The organism is Paenibacillus sp. P4_A9, from assembly GCF_056402415.1.
Genome location: NZ_JBFUHL010000041.1, coordinates 1 through 17,520, shown reverse-complemented (window position 1 = coordinate 17,520; position 17,520 = coordinate 1). Strand labels below are relative to the sequence as shown.

Annotated in this window: 11 protein-coding genes; 1 reads left to right on the top strand and 10 read right to left on the bottom strand. The window is 45.4% G+C overall.

The features are described from left to right. From AC1DVJ_RS21965 to AC1DVJ_RS21925, 9 genes are all read right to left on the bottom strand, one after another. On the bottom strand, positions 1–912 hold the full coding sequence (locus tag AC1DVJ_RS21965; protein ID WP_477593296.1) for a carbohydrate ABC transporter permease: 912 nt from the start codon (positions 910–912) through the stop codon (positions 1–3). A gap of 24 nt (positions 913–936) precedes the next feature. After that, a complete protein-coding gene (locus AC1DVJ_RS21960; protein ID WP_477593295.1) occupies positions 937–1,911 on the bottom strand; it encodes an ABC transporter permease in 975 nt (324 codons plus the stop codon). Between the two features lie 778 nt (positions 1,912–2,689). Next, positions 2,690–4,408 (bottom strand): sensor histidine kinase, encoded by a 1,719-nt coding sequence (locus AC1DVJ_RS21955; RefSeq protein WP_477593294.1) that lies wholly within the window; start codon positions 4,406–4,408, stop codon positions 2,690–2,692. 19 nt (positions 4,409–4,427) lie between these two features. Beyond that, complete coding sequence (locus tag AC1DVJ_RS21950; RefSeq protein ID WP_477593293.1) at positions 4,428–6,068, bottom strand: response regulator transcription factor; 1,641 nt, start codon at positions 6,066–6,068, stop codon at positions 4,428–4,430. A gap of 184 nt (positions 6,069–6,252) precedes the next feature. Next, positions 6,253–7,716 carry an RICIN domain-containing protein gene (locus tag AC1DVJ_RS21945; protein ID WP_477593292.1) on the bottom strand — a complete coding sequence of 488 codons (1,464 nt, stop codon included), beginning with the start codon at positions 7,714–7,716 and terminating at the stop codon, positions 6,253–6,255. A 286-nt stretch (positions 7,717–8,002) separates the two neighbouring features. Then, on the bottom strand, positions 8,003–9,250 hold the full coding sequence (locus AC1DVJ_RS21940) for an MFS transporter (RefSeq protein ID WP_477593291.1): 1,248 nt from the start codon (positions 9,248–9,250) through the stop codon (positions 8,003–8,005). Between the two features lie 17 nt (positions 9,251–9,267). Next, on the bottom strand, positions 9,268–9,693 hold the full coding sequence (locus AC1DVJ_RS21935) for a MerR family transcriptional regulator (protein ID WP_477593290.1): 426 nt from the start codon (positions 9,691–9,693) through the stop codon (positions 9,268–9,270). A 208-nt stretch (positions 9,694–9,901) separates the two neighbouring features. Continuing rightward, positions 9,902–12,070 (bottom strand): hypothetical protein, encoded by a 2,169-nt coding sequence (locus tag AC1DVJ_RS21930; protein WP_477593289.1) that lies wholly within the window; start codon positions 12,068–12,070, stop codon positions 9,902–9,904. Positions 12,071–12,267: 197 nt separating this feature from the next. Beyond that, positions 12,268–13,152, bottom strand: coding sequence for a helix-turn-helix domain-containing protein (locus AC1DVJ_RS21925; RefSeq protein WP_477593288.1), 885 nt, complete (start codon positions 13,150–13,152; stop codon positions 12,268–12,270). A 112-nt stretch (positions 13,153–13,264) separates the two neighbouring features. Between AC1DVJ_RS21925 and AC1DVJ_RS21920 the strand changes: the two genes are divergently transcribed. Next, complete coding sequence (locus tag AC1DVJ_RS21920; RefSeq protein ID WP_477593287.1) at positions 13,265–15,652, top strand: glycoside hydrolase family 2 TIM barrel-domain containing protein; 2,388 nt, start codon at positions 13,265–13,267, stop codon at positions 15,650–15,652. A gap of 73 nt (positions 15,653–15,725) precedes the next feature. Here AC1DVJ_RS21920 and AC1DVJ_RS21915 read toward each other — a convergent pair. Continuing rightward, the coding region (locus AC1DVJ_RS21915; protein ID WP_477593286.1) for a M60 family metallopeptidase at positions 15,726–17,520 on the bottom strand (1,795 nt) is incomplete at its 5' end.

Genomic DNA, 17,520 nt, shown 5'->3' with positions numbered 1-17,520 from the left:
TCAGCCTTTGACGGCACCGACAGTTAAGCCTTTGACGAAATATTTTTGAAAGAATGGGTAGACAATCAGTATGGGTCCCATAGCAATAAATGCTAAGGCCATTTGCAGGGACTCATTGGGCAAATTCTTAAGCAACTCTGGATTCTGAGCGGCTATCGTCAGATTCTCGCGGAGATACTGAACATCTTTCAGCACGCGCAACATGAGGAACTGTATGGGATACATATGCTCCTTATTGATGAAGAGCAACGCATTAAACCAATCGTTCCAATACAGAATGGTTGAGAATAACGCCATCGTAGCTAGCACCGGCAATGATAAAGGAAGAACAATTCGTAAGAAGATACGCAGTTCACCCGCTCCATCTATTCTGGCAGAGTCGATCAAAGCTGGATGGATTGTAGTCTGAAAGAATGTACGCATAATAATCACATTGAACGGAACGATTAAGAGCGGTAGGATCAAGGCCATATAAGAGTCTTTCAGATGAAGCGTCTGGGTGTAAATCATATAACGACTCACGATTCCGCCGTTAAATAACATCGTGAAGAATAGAAAGAAAGTGAACATGTTACGATAAGGATAATCCTTGCGAGATAAGGGATACGCGTATAAAGCCATAAGTAAGACACTTAATAGGGTGCCTACAACGGTAATCCCAATAGAAACTTTGTAAGCATTTGCCATCGTCGTAAAATCTTTGAATACAGTCTTATAAGCGATCAACGACCATTTCGAAGGGAAAAAGCTGTATCCTTCATTGATCAAAGAATCACTATGTGTGACGGATACAGTGATGACGAGAATGACAGGTAGTACGCAGGCTAGCGATAATAAGATGAAAATGACATTAAGTATCGTCTCAGCCGGTGGGGAAATGCGATTTTCCCTTCGATACGATTTGGAGACCATCAGGTTCACTTCCTATCCAATCAATTAGAATAAAGCTTGATCCGAATTTATTCGGCGGACCGCTCCATTCGTCAGAAATACCATAATGAAGCCTAGAACCGACTGTACCATAGCTGCTGCCGAGGACATGCCGATATCATTCAGTTGCGTCAAAACACGGTACACATACGTATCTACTGTATCGGTGGCTGGATATAAGACACCAGAATCCAACGGTACTTGGTAAAAGAGTCCAAAGTCTGAATTAAACACATGTCCCATATTCAGAATTGTAATGATAATGATAATTGGCATAATAGAAGGTAGGGTGATATGCATTATCTGCTTCCACTTCGAGGCCCCGTCAATAACTGCTGCTTCATAATACTCGGGATCAATACCGGCGATAGCTGCGATGTAGATCACGGCACCTATACCGACACCTTTCCAAGCACTGACCACGGTGAGTATGAATGGCCAATATTCCTTCACCATGTACCAAGACACCGGTTCTTTACCAAACCATTTCAGAACCGTGGTATTCATGAAGCCCTGTGTCGGGTGCAAGAAGGCGTATACGAGATAACTAATAACGATCATGGATAAAAAATGGGGCATAATCAGGAAACTTTGATAGCTCTTGACCGCTATTCGGCTCCGGAGCTCATTGAGTGCCAATGCAATAGCCACGGCTAAGATCAAATTCACAATCATAAACGTCATGCTGTAGCCTACTGTATTTCGTACAATTCGCCACAAAGATCCATTATTGAATAGAAATGTGAAGTTATCGAAGCCAATCCAAGGACTCCCCCAAATGCCATCGACATAATTGATTTTCTTGAAGGCAATGAATAGCCCAAACATTGGTAAATAATTATTAAGCAATAGCACGAGGGCTGCTGGCAGGATCATCAATGTCAATGTTCGGAATTGCCAGAAGTTCCGCAAAAACTTAACACCCTTTGCTTGATATCGCGTCTGCCCTGCCTGTCGTGGAGGTGCGGCTGTCTCTCTCACTGCGTCCACTCCTTTCTCTGTTAAATTAAGTATAGAATACGGGATCCCCTATTTCGATGATGTATCCGTATAAGAACGTGATGAATCCTCCACAAGTACATCCAAGCAGAAATCAATATTGCCGCATGTAAAAGAGGCTGCTTTAAGCTCGTTTTCCGAGCCTATTGCGCAGGGCGATTCACTTTAAGCTCGTTTTCCGAGCCTATTGCTCGGGGCGATTCGCTTTAGGCGCTCGAGATACTCGAATTTTTCGAGTATCTCCTCTCCTCTCTTCTCGCTCACTCGCTCTCGAGTTAATCGGATTTTCGAGTAGTATGTCAGTTCAAGTAGCTGAGCCTCTCTGACGCTGGATATTCCAGCGTCAGTAGTATGTCAGTTCGAGCGGCAGAACCTCTCTGAAGCTGGATATTCCAGCTTCAGTATGTCAGTTCGAGCGGCAGAACCTCTCTGAAGCTGGATATTCCAGCTTCAGTATGTCAGTTCGAGTAGCTGAGCCTCTCTGACGCTGGATATTCCAGCTTCAGTATGTCAGTTCGAGTAGCTGAGCCTCGCTGACGCTGGATATTCCAGCTTCAGTATGTCAGTTCGAGTAGCTGAGCCTCGCTGACGCTGGATATTCCAGCTTCAGCTTCTCTCTTTTCGATCGAGCGCTCTCGAGTTACACAATTTTTTTTGAGTAACTCCTCGCTCCAATCGTCTCTCCTCCTCACCAATCGCCGCCACCCAACCCAGAACGCACAAAAAATCCGGCCATAGGCCGGATCCAGATCGTGTAACCCTATTCACTTGGCTGTATCGGTATTATTATGGTCGCAATGAGCCCCCCGCCCTCCCGCAGGCGATAGCTTAATCCATAGGCATCCCCATAATGCAACTGGATGCGTTGGTGGACATTGCGGATGCCATACCCTTTATCATCCATTTCTCCACTGACAATCATGCGGAGCTTTTCGATATTCACGGGAATGAATCCATTGTCTTCAACAAGAATATGCATCTCTTCGCCAACGCGTTTCAAACGAACCCACAGATGGCCTTCCCCATCCATACTCTGAATCCCATGGAAGATCGCATTCTCAACCAGCGGTTGGATGATGACCTTTGGCATTTTGAATGTATCCAAGTCTTCATCAATGTCCCAGAATACTTCGAAGTTTCCTGGATACCGTTTCATTTGAAGCCTGATATACGCATGCACATGCTCGAGCTCTTCGCTGACCGGAATCATACTCTTCCCTTTACTGAGTCCAATGCGCAGCAGCTTCGACAAGTCCTTGACCATGCCCCCAACATCATGATTACCGCTTTCGAGGGCATACCAATAGATCGAATCTAGTGTATTGTAAAGCAGATGCGGTGTAATCTGAGAATGGAGCGTATTCAGCTCCTGTTCTTTCTGTTTAATTTTCATCCCATAATTTTCTTCAATCGATTCATTCAACCTGCCAGTCATTCGGATAAACGCCGTATATAAGACACCGAACTCGTCAGAGGGAGAGCGTGATGCCGATCCTCCAAAGTCAAATGGTCTTCCCAACTCATACACACGCGTGAATGTAACTAAGCGAGCCAACGGTTTAATGATATTCCGCAGCAAGTACAACACGAAAAGCAGAACTAGAATTAAATAGATGGCAAGCATCACCATAATCAGCTGCTGAAAGCTCGTTTGTTTCCCCATAATGGAATTGAGCGGAATCTTGTAGATCAGTCTCGTATTGAAATTAAACTCATAGGAAATCGCGTAAAGATCCTTTTGATTATTCTTTTCCGCATAATAATAACCCGAGGTTTGGTTGCGCAGCCCCTCTGGCAATTCCGACAATTCCATCTCCGCTGTACCAGCCTTCATCAGCAATTCGTCCCGACTATCGAATAAAAAAACACCAGCATGATCGGGCAGTTGTACTGAAACGAGATTCTTGGTCAGTAAAACCTCCAGCTTAGAAACGGCAAGAAAGCCAAGTGATTCATCATATTTTTCTGGATTCAAAATACTTCTCGTAAATGTTACAGTTGACTGTCCTGAACTCAACTCGGCTAGTCGAAGACTTCCAGCCCCTTTTTCCTCTTGCGTCTGCAAGGCCCATTCCGGGTAAGCGCTGCCGCTATTTAAATAGATAAGACCCTGTTTTTTATAAAGGGCATTAACAGGAATCTGTTCATATCCTTTATTAGACATATAAATCGCATACTCAGTACCATCTGAGGACCAGCGCTCCAGAATGGTATCTGCTTCACCCAGTGCGCTTATCGTCTCAATATGGGTCCAAAAAGCGAATTGCTTCGGGTTGCTGAAGAAATGATTGTCCAGAAATGTTACCGTCTTATCTCTGACCGCAGACAACGTGTTCTCCATCGTGGCATGGTTCTGCTTCACCAGCTGAAGCATCGTCTTCCCAACCTCATCCTTGATGGTAGCGGAAGTTCGCGAGAAAGAGATCCATCCGACAATCAGAAACGGCCCAATGATAAACAAGCAAAATGCAACAATCACCTTATATTGGAGCCTCAGTTTAATTCCCCCTGATCTCTTTGCGATAATCAGCCGGAGAGATGCCTATGAACCGTTTGAACATTCGGCTAAAATGCTCCGGTGACTGATACCCCACTTGATACGATATTTCATACCGCTTCAAATCCGTTACTGCGAGCAATCGCTTCGCTTCTTCGATCCGCACCTCAGAGACGAAATCCCATACGTTTTTGTTCGTTTCCCTTTTAAATAAATAGCTCACATAGGCTGCACTAAAATGTACTTCTCCAGCGATATCTTGAATCTTCAGTTCGTGATTACCATAATGATTGAAAATATAAGCCGAGATACGGGAAACCACCGTTTGGTCCCTCTCACTAATGCACGCCCRGATGACATCAGAGAGTCCGTGTACATATTCCTGTAAAAAAGCTACTTTCCGGTTAATTTCCATGCCTCTGAAATACACATCTGGATCATATTGGCGGAATGAACTGCTCCATTCATGACCATTCTCAAAGAGCAAACCATACAATCGGTAGACCAATAGTCCAAAGCAGCTATGGAATAACCCTTCTGAATGGTACAAGTTGGACAGTATTTTGACAGCGGACTGTAGATCCTGTGATAATCGGGCCTCATCCACTGTCTTCATATGCAGCACCAGTTCTTCCACTTTGGCTGCCCACTCCATCATCCTCATATTGCCCAAGGCTGACATATCTTCATAATAAAGCACGTTATTATCGGGGTGCAGCTTCCGCCACTCAATGGCCGCATTCGCCTCTTCCATCAGCTTCGGAAGCATCGACAAGTCCAGGCTCAGCGTACTCATTCCGACCGTTACATCAACATTCAAATACTGCTTCAAATTAATAATGATCGTTTGACCGATCAGATTCAGTTGAGCATTCATCGGCAGCCTCTTATCCACGGTATCAAAGGCTTCCAATTGAATCACACAGACAAGCTGATTGCCAAACCCGTAAAAGGCTACCCCGCACCAATCGGACAAGCTTTCTTCCAATATATTCACCGATGCATATTTCAAAAGCTTTCGGTCCATTAGTGTAATGTCTTGATTACTAAAACCGCCCTTGCTCAAATTCAAATGTACGGCAGCGATGCCATACCAATGACCTTGCTCCTTAAGTGAGCTGCCAATTTCACGCAGAAGATCTTCATAATCTTTTTCCTGTAAATCTGTTTCCGTTACCAATTCAATGAGTGCTTCGTGCCTCTTCTTCAGCAAATGGCCATCTATACTAGCATTTGTATCTGGACGTTGCAGCGTCAATCTTCCCATTTCCTTCTTCTCTTGAAGGGACTTACCGACAACCCGCATCAGTTCATCCAGCTCGACAGGCTTGATTAAATAATCCTTAGCCCCTAACCTAAGCGCTCTCTTAGCAAAATCAAACTTCTCATGGGCAGAGATGACAATTACGGGAAGATGCGGCTGCTCCAGAAGGATCGCTTCCATTAATTCGATGCCATTCATCATCCCCATCTGAATATCTGTTAACACGAGATCATATGTGTCCATGCGTAAGCAATCCAACGCCTCAAAACCGTTCAGCGCTGTTTCCACATGACCAATCCCCAGCTCTGATTTCATTAAGTAGCTCTTTATCCCCGCGCTAACTGTCGGCTCATCATCCACGACCAGAATCTTATACATCGACACTTCCTCCTGTCAGACAACCTGCTGCCAATTATTCTCTATAATAACATGTTAGCTACTGATTTTTGCACTGTCTATGATCATTTCGGGGGAGGTTGTGATGTATGTGATACATGTAGGCGCATGGACGTATGGAAAAAGCGAGACATGGGATTTCTCCATGCCTCGCTTCACAATTCGATTAATTAATCGTCCACTGTTGATTATTGCCGCCATTCCAAGTCCATTGGACATTCTGACCGCCATCCGACGTGGAGCTGCCACTGATATCCATAAATTTACGGCTATTGCGATTCTCGATGGCATAATAGCCATTCCCAAGATCAACTAACAGCCATTCTTGGTTCTTACCGCCATTGCTCGCATATTGAATGTTCGTTGCTCCATCCGCTGTGGATTGGCCGTTGATGTCCATATATTTACCGCTTTGTTTATTCACGATACTGTAGTAGCCATTCGCTTTTTTCACGAATTGCCATCTCTGGAAGAGCGCTGTCGTATCCGTGAACTGCTGGATTGGCGCTGCACTAAGATTTTTGTCCGTTCCGCTGACAGCAAGTGACTTATTACTATTCCGGTTGAGAATCTTATAATTCGTCGTTGAGTTAATACTGTAGTTAGATCCTGAAATTGTTCCTGTTGCGGTATCAATCGTTAATTTATCATAATACGTTAAACTCATGGATGTGTTTGACGGGAAGGCAATCGGCAGGAAAACATACCGCGAATCATTCACGATGCCGCCCCACGCACCTGCCCATCTATCCCCTATATAGAGATACGATGTTGTAGAAGTGCCTTGAACAGGGAGAATGTAAGCTGGCTGTGAATCAAACGAAGTGCCGTCTCCAACATTGCTAAGTGCGCTCCATGTCCCTGCGATGCTAGTTGCTGTCCCATATTTCATTTGATTCGGCGCCCAGCCGGTTGCTCCGGAGGTCACGAGGAAGTAGACACCATTCCTTTTAAACATAGCCGCCGCTTCACGTTGTGCACCAACCCAAACCTTCTGAACTAAGGATGCAATAGATCTATAATCAGACGAAAGCTTGTAGATATGCGTATCTAAGTTTTCTCTGGCAGAAGAAATGAAATACGCGGAGCCATCGTCATCCACAAACAAGGTGTCATCCCGAGACATGTATTGACCTTGAGGTTGAAAGCTTCCCTGCCATGTGTAATTGCCATCTACTGTGGAAGAGTAGGCAACGGCAGCTCTCGCTTCGCTGTAGTCAACGCCGTTTTCTTTGTGCATCCACATGACGAATTGACCTGTAGACGCATTATAGATGACTTTTGGCCGCTCAATATTAGCTGTCGCTAATTCAGGAGCCGAAGAATGCTTTAATACATTGTTGCGGAATTCCCACGTCTTGAGATCCGTTGAGCGGTAACAAGCAACCAAGTTATCACCGCTTCTGTTCTCACCAAACCAGTAGTAATACGAGCCTACTTTAATGATGCCACCGCCATGTGCTTGCAAAAGATTTCCCGCACTATCCTTTATTTGAACGCCATTACTTGGAATGGTAACACTTGCTGCCTCAGCCTTTTGTGTCGTAAGAAACAATGATAAGAATAAAGAAATGATCAATCCGACAACCAGTAACTTCCCTAAGTATTTTTCATTTGAATGAACGTACACGGCTCTCATCCTCTCGTCCTAATCTGAGAAAATCGGTACTTCAATAATACGGGGACATTCACCTAACAGCCTTATATTCACCCCCTTACCATCCTTACTAAGACTAATGCTAAAGGATTCATGAACTGCTTCATAGTGAATTATTACAAGTTCTATGAACAATGTGAACAAATGGATTCACCACTTTGATTACATTCCTGAACATTTTGCTTGTCCATATCGGAAAATGATTAGATATGAAAAAAGGAGCCACGCTGGTTAGCGAGCTCCCTAATCGAACTATACTTTAATGCGCACTCTCGACCTCATCCACATGTTTCAAATGCATTCGGTTCATCCATAAATAGATGACAGCAAGGACAACACAAGCGCCGCCGACGATAAATGGCATTTGCGGGTTGAACCATTCAGCAAGCTTACCCGCTAGGTATGGGGCGATTGCCCCTCCGATGAAACGCAAGAAGCTGTAAGCCGCTGAGGCCGTTGGACGTTCAACAGGGGCCGCGTTCATGACCGCTGTAGTGATCAATGTATTATTATTGCCAAGGAAAGCGCCTGCAATGATAACAGCTACGATTATGACGGTTTTGTCTGTCGTCCAGTTGGCCATTACAAACAAAGTAATAGCGAACAAAAGCAATTGAACGCACATCGACGGAAGGGTTCCAAAGCGTTTCTGCAGCTTAGGCGCCGTAAAGACAGATGTAAAGGCAAGCATAAGTCCCCAGCCCAAGAAAACGTAACCGAGCTGATGCTCATCCAATCCTAACTTACCTAAGACTAGTGCAGCGTATACAAGTAAGGTAAAGAATCCGAAGTTATAAAGAAATGCTGCGATTCCGAATGTGCGAAGGGCTTTGAACTTCAAGGCACGAAATGGATCTGCCAATGAAGCTTTGGTTGAACGAATTTGCGTTTGTGGTTTAGGCATAATAAATAGAATCATAAAGAACGCAATCACCATGAGACCGGCCACACCAAAGAATGGACCTCTCCAGGAAATGGCACCAAGCTCCCCTCCTAGCAGCGGGCCTACGGAGATCCCAAGACCCACGGCTACTTCGAACAAAATGATGGAACGGGCGACGCCTGTTTTGGACAAAGATACGATCGCGGACAAGGCTGTAGCGACGAATAGTGCGTTTCCAAGTCCCCATCCCCCACGTAGCCAAACAAGACTCCAAATACTGTTAGACATACCACCTAATGCAGAGAAAATGGCGATGATAACGATACCTGTAAGCAGTGTTTTTTTGATGCCAATCCGGGATGAAATGACACCCGTGATCAGCATCGCTACGGCCATAACTGCATTATAACTCGTGAATAGTAAAGTGACATCACTATGGGAAGCGTGAAGCTTCTTCGCGATGGCAGGTAGGATCGGATCGACGAGACCCAGACCCATGAAAGCGATAATACTGGCGAAAACAATGGCCCATACCGCTTTCGGTTGACTAAACATACTGACTTTCGATACATGCTGGTGTGATTGTGGGGCCGTGTTGGCCTTACTCGTAGTTGTTGGCTGCATTTTCCAAAAGACTCCTTCTAAGTTGACATTTTAGTAATACCATCATTGATGCGCTTCTGAATGTGTTCGATTTCCTTGCGAAATTCAATCATCTTAGCAAGCTTCTGATCAACCATGCTCAATTGCTGGTCGACCATGACCTTCATTTCTCTCAACTGCTGTAGCTTGTGCTCGGTTTCATCCGTTTTCAAATAGACTTCCCGATGCTCACCCATTTTCTCACGAATGGTTACGAAATCCTGGATCTCCATGAGTGAAAATCCAAGAACATCGCGAGCATTCACGATTTGACTCAATCTTTCGATATGTTTGCGTGTGTATAAGCGCATGCCGCCTTCACTTCGTTCTGGCGGAAACAATAATCCGATTTCCTCATAGTAACGAATCGTTCGTTTGGTCAATCCGCTCTCCTTAGCCACGTCGTCAATTTTGAATTTATCCATCCAAACACTCCCTTCAACATGAATTTGCCTTTCGATGAGATTATCATAATCCATATTTGACGTTAACGTCAACGTCAACTTTCGAATAACTACGCATCGCCTGATTTATCAGTCTTATTATGCGTATCTGCTCGCTTTCTATGCCACTTAAAAAATGAAACCTTAAACCACTTATCCACAAGTGATTTAAGGCTTCATTTTCAATATACTAATCTGTTGATTGTGCAAGCGTGTAAACTTTAGATGCTTCGGCCCCTATTTCCAATGTAAAATGCAGGAATCCTGCAACATCTGCATTTGGCCTAACAATCTCATCATCTATACTGATCAAATGATGCTGTCCCTTTGGCAAACCAACGTGTGATCGATTCACACGCAACTCGACAGTTCTTGACGTTCGGGAATCCCCGATGATGCCAGTCTCCAAATTCCCAATAAGAATATGGACAACGCCATCACTTTTCCACAAATGAACCGTGATCGGCTGCGTAAACGGTGGCGGTTGTATGTGCGACAATTGCCGCTCAACAGACCCTTCGATCAGAAGCTGGCTGACGACTGCATACGGCAAGAGATTTCCCAGTTGGTGTTGTGATAAATGCGTTTTATCAGGCTCTCTCAAATCTTGCGGCTGCCAATAGATCGCGTGATTTTCTTGGCTTTTCACCACAGTCGGTGTGCGATCTGTTTCAAACATTACAACCCCATCTGTCACTTGGATCGGCTGCGTCACAGGAAGATGGATGGTGACCGCGGATGCCAAATCATCCTTCTCTTGTCCCTGTCGGTTATATCCCTTATAAAAGCCTTGCTTCATAAGGTTATCCCGCAGTGACACTCCAGCCAATTGGAGAATATCCGGATCGATCTGATCCGCTCTGCCAATCATGAGAAGTGGAACACCGTCCCCCTTCATTGTGCAAAGGAGGGCCTTCTCTTCTTGGGATAATTGCCCTGGCACCTGCAGCAAGCAAGCTTCAGGTTCCGTGATCTCCCCCAACCATTCCATACGTGAAGCGCTGAGACAAGGCACGCCCCATTTCATCAGCATGGCAGCCTGATCGTCAATCCATTCACTGCAGTTACTATCCGGTAGCGTAGAGTTCAACCACGCCATCATGTTCCGATTATAGATGAGCGTCGGACCATACACATGCTCTAACTTCGAAGCACTCCTTTGCGCTGCATTCAACTGTGTAACCAAAAAAGCGATGTCCGGCTCGCTCAACAGCTCAGCTTCCCTGTTATTGGCCCATGAGATATAGGAGCCATCAGGTACCCGAACGCCCTCGGGCGTATAGACAGCAGCATGTGAAAATGCCCAAATCGCCCATCGCAGCTTCTCTGGAACTTGATGCAGCGTATCCCATGGCTCCCAAGCATCCCAAGTCTCGATCAGATGATAGTGCTTGCAAGGTTTAGTGCGATTAAGATTCCCGCCTTCGATGACCGCGCGATGCGTGAGTAAATTAGATAGCTGGAACGTCCAGCCTAGCCATTCAAGCCCCCACCAATCCTGCCAGGCACCGCCCCAGGTTTGATCAATCCAGATATCAATCGCGCCATCCTTCACTAAGGATTCCAAATCCACACACCCAACCCGCAACTCAGCTACAGCGCTGATGGCAGAGGAATACCMCATTAAAAGCGCATTCGGATTCCCGCGTTTCACTTCTCTAAATATCTCGATGAAGTCCTGCGAATATCGGATTAACTTCTGGGGATCAGAAGGACCTGCTACTCCATAAGGTCCCTTGCGGTTATACACCATCGCCCCCATAAATTGATCTCGCAGGTGAATCGCCGTAAATCCGAGAAAACGAGACAAACTCCCCCACTGTTCACCGAAAAATGTGGCAAATGACTCCCCTTCCACTAAGCCTTCTGGGCGTGATGCATAGGGATACCTCTCTCCTCTAAGGGGCATGTCTGGCAGAAGATTTGGCTGAGGCGCTTCATGATCGGCATACATTTCCCCATGTCGTTCAAACCAACTGCTTTCAATATCGTACAAATCTCCATGAATGACGAATTGTCCCCAAGCAACAAAAAGTACCCCGATACGGAAATCCGTTATTCCTCGATCCTCCGCAGATTGACGAAGGGCTGCAACCAGTGTTTGCAAAACGAGATAAGATTGACCTTCCCATGCTTTCATCAACTGGCTGYGGAAAGGAAGTGGCTGATCCGGATTTCCTGTCCATTCGGTCACAAGGTCGATCACCCAACCGCAATTCAGAATAACCCCCTTTTCACCGCTTATATCTGTAAATAGTGGATTCACTCTATCCATAAAGGCTTGAACTTGCTCTACAATCGAATTGGGTTTAAACCAGCTTAAATCTACCTCGATCCATCGATCAGTCGTCAACGACATATCCAATACCTATCCTTTCAAAACCAAATCTGGCAAGTGGTTAATCCAACTTTACCAACCATGAGGAGGGAGCGGAATAGATCAAAATTGAAGGAATCTGTAGTTTCATTGAAAAAGACGCCCACTTTGATCGTGGACGTCTTATCGCTTAGGTTCTAGGCTCTTACGCTCGCTTTAAACCAAGAATACTCCTTTATTTATAGCTCTAGCTGTTTTTTATACTGACTTGGCGGGATTCCTACGGCTTGGCAGAACACCCTGCTAAAATATAAGGGATTCTCATAGCCAACAATCGAGGCGACTTCTTTCACGTTCAACGAAGTTTCTGAAAGCAACTTTTTAGCTTCATTTACACGGATACCGGTCACATATTTGCCTGGCGTAGTACCAGTTACATCCTTAAACTTATGGATAAATCGAAACAGACTCAAGTTGCACCTCTTGGCAAGGTCCGAGACGATCAGATTCTGACTATAGCTTTCATGCATGATTTCCATGATCTTATGGATGTCGGCATGGTGGTCCGCTTTCCCTTGGTTTTCCGTGTGTTGCAGCCTTCTGCCTAGTAGAGCAAGTAAAGTGAACAAGTAGGCTGTTGTCAAATGCTGACTAAAGGGCTTATTCATATTCAGTTCTTGGATGATTTTTTTAAACAGAGCTGCCACTTCATCCACCTGGCCTACCGTATGAATAGATGAGTCAAGAAGTCCACATTGTTGCAAATAATCATGCGCACCATGCCCGGTAAAATGAATCCAATACGCCTCCGTGGCATCCTTCACGTGATAGGTGTAATTCTGAGGTTCATTGGGGGAATAAATGACGATTTGCCCTTGATACACCTCCGTCGATTGCTGATTGAAGATGAAGGTCCCTTTCCCGCCCACAAGATAAATCAATTGATAATCCACTCTGCCAAGCTCTCGTTCCCGCGTTAAATCTCTCGTCATCAGCTTCTGATATCCGCAACAATTGACAGTCAGYAAACTGTCAATCCTCTCAACCCCATGTTCAAACCAGTCTTCAAGCGCATTGCCCGATATATTTATCAGCGTGATCACTCCATTAGCAATTTTGTGCATGTATCTAGCAATTTGATTTATTCACTAACTCTCATTCTAATCTTATAATGAAAGCGCGACAACGAATAATCTTGCAATTTTATGAATGCTCAGATGTGAAGGGAGAACGACGATGAATACGAGCAGAATCATTGAAAATATCAATTTGAATTGGAAGTTTTTCAGAGGAGATGAACCCAAAGCCTGGTATGGCGGATTTGAAGATTCCAGCTGGCGTGATGTGACCCTTCCTCATGATTGGTCCGTTGAAGAACCCTTTTCGCAAGAGCATTCCAGCGGCACTGGATACTTGCCCGGCGGCATGGGGTGGTATCGCAAAAACTTGGCTTTACCTCAGGAATTAGAAGGCAAACGCGTCTATATCACCTTCGAAGGCATCTATAACAACTCCCAAGTATGGTGCAACAGTTATTATCTCGGGAAACGTCCTTACGGCTATAGCAGTTTCACCTATGACATCACGGACTTCATCTCCTTCGGGAAACAGGACAATGTGATTTCCGTCAAGGTTGACCATAAAGATATTGCGGACTCCAGGTGGTTCACCGGGTCTGGTATTTACAGGGATGTTTATATCACCCTCACCGATGCGATACATATTGATCAATACGGTGTATTTGTCACCACGCCGGAGGTCTCCGAGCAACAAGCAACCGTTTCCGTTAACATTCGATTATCCAATGAGATGGCAACAAATGAGACGATTGAAATTACAAATACTTTTCGGAATGCCGACGGAGAACTTATCGATTCGGTTGCAGACACCAGAATCRTACGGAGTGGCTCCGGTACGGAACTGGATCAAACGATCAAGGTGAGTAACCCTAGCCTATGGTCCCCTAGCTCCCCTAACTTGTACGTTTTATGTACGGAAATTTGGAAAGACGGGATAGTCATCGATCATGTGATCACGCCCGTGGGAATTCGATGGTTTGAATTTGATGCACATAAGGGATTCTTCTTGAATGGTGTGAATATGAAATTAAAGGGCGTTTGTGTTCATCATGATGCAGGGGCACTCGGTGCCGCGGTTCCAGCCAAAGTATGGGTGCGCAGACTTCAGACACTGCAGGAAATGGGCTGCAATGCCATTCGCATGAGCCATAATCCACCCGCTCCGAACTTACTCGATTTATGTGACTCTATGGGATTCCTCGTCATCGATGAGGCCTTTGATGAATGGGAAGGCGTCAAGCACAAATGGTCCACGGGCCACAATGTTTACCCGGCTAAGCATTTCGGCTACTATGAGGATTTCCCGCAATGGGGTGAACTGGACATTAAGGAAATGGTTTTGCGGGATCGCAACCATTCTTCCATCATTTTATGGAGTATAGGAAACGAAGTGGATTATCCGAATGACCCTTATTGCCATCCTTATTTTCAAACGATGACAGGCAATAACGATGCGAATAAACCAGCGGCTGAACGAGAATATGATCCGAAGAAACCGCAAAGTGATCGGCTGACTACGATTGCCAAACGCCTCGTGACCTATGTGAAGGAATGCGATACAACAAGGCCTGTCACTGCAGCTTTGGCCTTTCCGGAATTGGCGAATTTGATTGGCTATGCGGATGCCCTTGATGTGGTGGGCTACAATTATAAGGAGCATCTCTACGAAGAAGCGCGGCAGCAATATCCGAATCGCGTTACTTTGGGCAGTGAAAATGGCGCCAGCCTGGAGGCATGGCTCGCAGTCAGAGATAACGATGCGATCTGTGCGCAATTTATTTGGACAGGAATCGATTATATGGGCGAGGCAAAAGGGTGGCCCATTCGGGCATCGCAAGCTGGATTCCTGGACCTTGCCGGCTTTAAGAAAGCCAGCTATTACTTCCGTCAGAGCCTATGGAGCCAGGAGCCGATGGCTTTTCTCGCCACTGCAAGTAAGGGCGATTCCGCATATACAGGTAACAAACGATGGCATGGCGGTGCTCCCCATTGGAACTGGAAACAGGGCGAGCAAGTAGAGCTCATCTGTTATACGAACTGTGAAGAAGCGGAGCTGTTCCTAAATGCAAGATCGCTTGGGACGAAGAAGCTCAAGGATTCTCCGCTTGGCTACTTGACTTGGGAGGCTGACTTTGAGGAAGGGACATTGCATGTCGTTGCCAGAGGTCCTGAAGGCATCCACTGCTCCGCTGTGTTGGAAACGGCCTCACAACCGGAAAAACTCGCCGTGCAGGTGGATTCAACGGAATTGAGCGCTGATGGACAGGATATCGCCCACATTGAGCTTCAAGTCACCGACTGTAACGGGAAGCCTGTTTATCTGGCAGATCATCTGATCCAGCTGTCCATCGAAGGGCCTGGTGAAATCATCGGCTTGGAAAATGGTGATGCGCAGGATCTAGAACCATATAGCTCATCATCTAGAAAGGCCTATCATGGAAAGCTGCTTGCCTATGTTAGAGCTGGCATCACGGCAGGCCAGATTATCGTGAAGGCAGAAGCGCAGGACTTGGAGTCCGCTAGCGTTGCCATTCAAGTCAAATAATAAAGGCCAGCCAGAATTATTCTGGTTGGCCTTATTTTCCTTTTAGATTAAGGTGTGAAATTTCTTACTAGAACTATGGTATGTAAGGTGTACGACTTAAACCATTCGGCGTAATGTAGAAAGTTTGTGTTCTCTCTCCTGCAGGGAATTTCTCCCCTTGCTTGTCGTAAACTAGGAGTCTACTGTTCGGCTCTTGGTGATAGATTACAATCTTATCCCCATACTCGAATTGCTTACCATTAAGGGTATCTACAAATGCGGAAGGGTTTCCAGTACCTACGGCTGAAGCCGTATACTTCTCGATGCCTGTTACTCCGTCGATAACGGTTAGGCTGATGTAGTTCGTGCTAAAATAGGAATGGATTCCCCCGTTGCGATTTGAAGTCTCTACCTTCAATGATTTTGTATTATGGTTGAACGTAACACCTGCTATGTTCCAGTTACTTATACCTTGATAAACGATCGAGTCTGAACCCGTAATAACAGCAGGTATTTTGACTAGGTTGGTGTTTCTTCCCGTATCCATAACTTGAATAGCCACACTACCCGTCGGATTTGGGAACATATTAGTAAGGTTAGCCGTTAAGATCGTGACAGGCATTGATGCTGAAACCCACTGATCGAAGTTATTAATATCAGTAACTGCCTGACCCATATAAATGGTTTGTGTCCCGTTTGGAGATACAACTGGAACTACATATTCAGGTAACGTGTATTCAACAATTGGCGCGGAATCTCTATTCTTCCAAATTTCTTTGTCTAAATCAGGGAAAGCCAAAGATTCAATCTTGGTTCTCATGTCAGCAGTTGGACGAAGTCCCCATTGCTCGAAGAACGGTATCAAGTTACGGTTCGATACTACAGAAGCCATATACATGAACATTTGTTCTTTTCCTACAAGTCCAAAATCATCTGAACGTGTACGCCACATTTGGTGCAGCTTAGGATAAAACTGATCTCCAAACGCTAAATCTAATTGCCAAAACAACGCCAACTTTATCCAAACATCTTCGATTGCATTGAAGTCTTTTCCTTCATTTGCTTGATTGAGATACGAGATTACTTTAGGATATACGCCATCATTCTCCAAGCGAGAAACATTTCCGAAAGCTCTCTGCACCGAAAGAGAATAAATATTGACGGTTACTTCACCTAGACCGCTCCATCCCCACGATTGTTGATGCTCGTGACCAACTTCGTGCCAAGGCCCCCAACCGTCTGTTACGAAAGAGTTGTAGTCTAGGAGTGCAGACAAAGAAGCTGTGACGTACCCTGTACCGTTACCCCCAGCCCACATCCATCCCCCGCCTGTCCTATCTTCGGCAAAGTGATACATATGCGGGTTCCATTTAGCATACTCTGACCCGTCTACGCGAAGACCAGAAACCGCATCTTCTATATCGACCATCTGATCGATCTTTTGGATTAGCAAGGTTGGATCTGTATCTTCTGTGAAGTGATTCATACGCTCGTAGGAGGTAGTCACAAAACCGCGTCTACCTTTAAGTTCGGCTGCATTGTATGTGGTTGGATAAGAAGACAAGAGATTATTCCAGTCTTGCTTATTGTGACGTCCGAGCTCGAAAAACGGAATTGGGGTACCCCCTGATACTACAGTGACAGTGGACTCACCTCCGACATTTTCGTTACCAAAATACAATAGCCCGCCTTCTGGACGAGAGACAACAGCAGTTTCGCTTGGATTTAACGATTTTACCATCGTAGAGCCGTCATAGTTCGTTGTTCCGATGTACACTTTGACGACTTGAGCCCCTTCATTCCTCACTGTTGCTGATTCGTTAGGACTTAAGTAAAGCCCTGTAGGTTGATCTAACGGCGTAAAATTATAGGACGTTTGAGCTTTGATT